At 71.0% G+C, this 3325-nt stretch carries 4 protein-coding genes and 1 pseudogene; 3 read left to right on the top strand and 2 right to left on the bottom strand.

All coding sequences use genetic code 11. The features are described 5' to 3' along the window. Window positions 1-154 (bottom strand): annotated as a pseudogene (locus C1I99_RS30560) (FABP family protein); the annotation flags it as partial. Between the two features lie 51 nt (window positions 155-205). Further along, entirely contained in the window at window positions 206-310 is a 105-nt protein-coding gene (gene mtfM, locus C1I99_RS34680; protein ID WP_267897534.1) for a small membrane protein MtfM, read from the bottom strand. Window positions 311-333: 23 nt separating this feature from the next. Between mtfM and C1I99_RS30555 the strand changes: the two genes are divergently transcribed. From C1I99_RS30555 to C1I99_RS30545, 3 genes are all read left to right on the top strand, one after another. Continuing rightward, the gene (locus C1I99_RS30555; RefSeq protein WP_111137624.1) at window positions 334-696 is read left to right on the top strand and encodes a DsrE family protein; all 363 of its coding nucleotides are present in this window, start codon (window positions 334-336) and stop codon (window positions 694-696) included. Between the two features lie 118 nt (window positions 697-814). After that, window positions 815-1195 (top strand): SCP2 sterol-binding domain-containing protein, encoded by a 381-nt coding sequence (locus tag C1I99_RS30550; protein ID WP_111137623.1) that lies wholly within the window; start codon window positions 815-817, stop codon window positions 1193-1195. Then, a complete protein-coding gene (locus C1I99_RS30545; RefSeq protein WP_111137622.1) occupies window positions 1192-3243 on the top strand; it encodes an amylo-alpha-1,6-glucosidase in 2052 nt (683 codons plus the stop codon). The genes C1I99_RS30550 and C1I99_RS30545 overlap by 4 nt, the downstream gene beginning before the upstream one ends. The last annotated feature ends 82 nt before the right edge of the window (window positions 3244-3325 follow it).

Genomic DNA, 3325 nt, shown 5'->3' with positions numbered 1-3325 from the left:
GGCCCCGCCACACCCCGACGTAGGGCAGCAGGCCGTCCAGCGTCGGGTGCAGCTTCGGGCCGACCCGCAGGTCGTGGCTCTCCTCGTACGGGTACGGATCGACCGGCGGCGCGTTCAGCCACGGCGGCGGCTGCAGAGGGTTCTCGTCGCTCACCGGTTCACTCCGCCTTTCCTCGTCGGCGAGGAGCGAGACCACGGCTCGCGCTCACCAACGTCCTCTCGATATGCGTACGGCCAGGTAGACCAGGCCACCGGCGAGCGCGCCCAGGCCGGCGACCAGCAGGCTCACGAACCCGATCTCGGTGACCATCGCGCCCATCCTATGCTGGCGCCATGGCTCGCACTCTCGTCGTCAAGGCCACCGCCGGGTCCGACGCCCCCGAGCGGTGCGCCCAAGCCTTCACGGTCGCCGCCACGGCGGCCGCCGCCGGGGTGGACGTCTCGCTCTGGCTCACCGGCGAGTCGACCTGGTTCGCGCTGCCCGGCCGGGCCCAAGAGTTCGAGCTGCCGCACTCGGCCCCCCTCGCCGAGCTGCTGCACGTGATCCTCACCACCGGCAGGGTCACCGCCTGCACGCAGTGTGCCGCCCGGCGGGACATCGGCCCGGACGACGTGCTGCCGGGCGTCCGCATCGCCGGCGCGGCGGTGTTCGTCGAGGAGACCATGGCCGACGACGCGCGGACGCTCGTCTACTGACAGACCCGCCGACCGGTACCCCCCACCGTGGGGTTCGCCGGGGACACCGCCGGGTGGCTACGCGGGTGACGGACCAGATACCGACCCGACAACTCGGGCAAATGCCTACGATTCTGTTGTGACCGAGGCCACGGAGCGGTTCTTCGAATCACTGCCAGCGCGCGCCCCGGAGGTCCTGCGCGGCTTGGTCGGCGGCACCCTCCAGATCGACCTCAGCAACGGCAACCGGACCGAACACTGGCTGGTGCGGATGCGCCCCGGCGCCATCGACGTGAGCCGGAACCGGGGCCCAGCCGACGCGATCTGGTACAGCAGCCAGGATCTCTTCGACCGGCTCGTCACCGGCCGGGCACAGGGCGTCTCCGCGGTGCTGCGCAACGAGAGCTCCTTCAGCGGCAACGTGGTCCTCTTCCTGGCGTTCCGGCGCTTCTTCCCCAACCCGCCGGACACCCGGGATCCCCGAGAGGTCGCCCGCGAGCGGGCCGGACGGCCCAGATGACGGTCAGCATCCTGGACGGCAACACCTTCCTGGTCACCGACCGGCGGGGGGACGTCGAACCGTCCCTGGACTTCCCCACCGGGCTCTTCTCCTTCGACACCCGGTTCCTGTCCACCTGGCTGCTGACCCTCAACGGCGAGCGGCTGCACGCCCTCTCGATCGACGAAGCCGAGTCCTACCGCACCCGGTTCTTCCTGGTCCCCGGTGAGCCGACGCACTACCTGGACGCGAAGGTCTCGGTGATCCGCAGCCGCGCCATCGGCGGCAGCTTCCAGGAGGAGCTGACCGTGCTCAACCACTCCGGGGAAGAGGTCGAGTTCACCGTCCGGGTCGACATGGGCTCCGACTTCGCCGACCTGTTCGAGATCAAGCACGTCCGGCAGAAGCACGGCCGCACCACCGCCACCGTCGGCGAGCGCGAGCTGCGTCTCACCTACCGCCGCGACGCCTTCCACCGCGAAACGGTCATCACGACCAGCGCACCGGGACAGGTCGACGTGTCGGGGATGACCTTCCGGATCCGGGTCGGCCCGCACCACGAGTGGAGCACCCGGCTGCACGTCACCACGGTCATCTACGGCGCCCGCGGCGAGGACATCCGGGCGAACCTGCCGAAGTACGGGGGCAGCCGCAACCCGGCGGCCATCGAGGCGGAGCAGAACGAGCTGATCGCCCGGGCGCCGAAGCTCGGCTGCGACTGCGAGCCTCTCGCCGGGGCGTACCGGCGCAGCCTGAACGACCTCGCGGCGCTGCGCTACGAGTCGATCGCGCTCGGCGTCCGGCTGATGGCCGCCGGGCTGCCGTGGTTCATGACCCTCTTCGGCCGGGACAGCATCATCACCTCGCTGCAGGTGCTGCCCTTCCTGCCGGAGATGATCCCGCCCACCATCCTGATGCTGGCCGGTCTGCAGGGGCACCGGATCGACGACTTTCGCGACGAGGAGCCCGGCAAGATCCTGCACGAGCTGCGGTACGGCGAGACGGCGGGCTTCGAGGAGCAACCCCACTCGCCGTACTACGGGTCGGCCGACTCCACTCCGCTCTTCATCATCCTGCTCGACGAGTACGAGCGGTGGACCGGCAACGCCCAACTGGTGCGGCAACTGGAATCCTCGGCCCGCGCCGCGCTGGCCTGGATCGACACGTACGGCGACCTGCTCGGCACCGGGTACCTCTGGTACCAGACCCGCAACCCGGAGACCGGCCTGCAGAACCAGTGCTGGAAGGACTCCTGGGACTCCATCTCGTACCACGACGGGCGGCTGCCGGGCTTCCCCCGCGCCACCTGCGAACTGCAGGGGTACGCGTACGACGCGAAGATCCGCGGCGCCCGGCTGGCCCGGACCTTCTGGGGCGACCCCGCGTACGCCGACCGGCTGGAACGCGAGGCGGCCGAGCTCAAGCAACGGTTCAACCGCGACTTCTGGATCCCGGAGCGGGGATACTACGCGCTCGCTCTGGACGTCGACGGCCGGCACGTGGACGCGCTCAGCTCCAACATCGGCCACCTGCTGTGGAGCGGGATCGTCGACGAGTCCCGCGCCGGGCGGCTCGCCGAGCACCTGGTCGGACCGCGGCTCTTCTCCGGCTGGGGCGTCCGGACACTCGCCGACGACCAGGGGCGGTACAACCCGGTCGGCTACCACGTCGGGACCGTCTGGCCGTTCGACAACTCGATCATCGCGTGGGGGCTGTGGCGGTACGGGTTCCGGGAGGAGGCAGGGAAGATCTGCGAGGCGATCCTGGCCGCGTCCCGGTACTTCGACGGGCGGCTGCCGGAGGCGTTCGCCGGCTACGAGCGCTCCCTCACCGAGTACCCGGTGCAGTACCCGACCGCGTGCAGCCCGCAGGCATGGTCGGCGGGGACCCCGCTGCTGCTGCTCCGCGTGATGCTGGGCCTGGAGCCGCAGGGCGAGCACCTGATCATCGACCCGGCCGTGCCGGAGGGGTTGGGCCGGGTCGAACTGCTCGACATCCCCGGCCGCTGGGGCAGCGTCGACGCCCTCGGCCGCAGCCGCTCCCCCCACGACGGCGCCGGCAGCCCCTGACCCGCACCGGCTCCTGTATCAGGACGTGCGCCCAGGGACCCTGACCCGTCGGCCGGGCGGGCGGTGGTGGTCCGCTGCGACG

The organism is Micromonospora deserti (assembly GCF_003236335.1).
Taxonomy (GTDB): domain Bacteria; phylum Actinomycetota; class Actinomycetes; order Mycobacteriales; family Micromonosporaceae; genus Micromonospora; species Micromonospora deserti.
The sequence above is the reverse complement of the archived record's forward strand: the minus strand, read 5'-3'. Positions and strand labels throughout refer to the sequence as shown.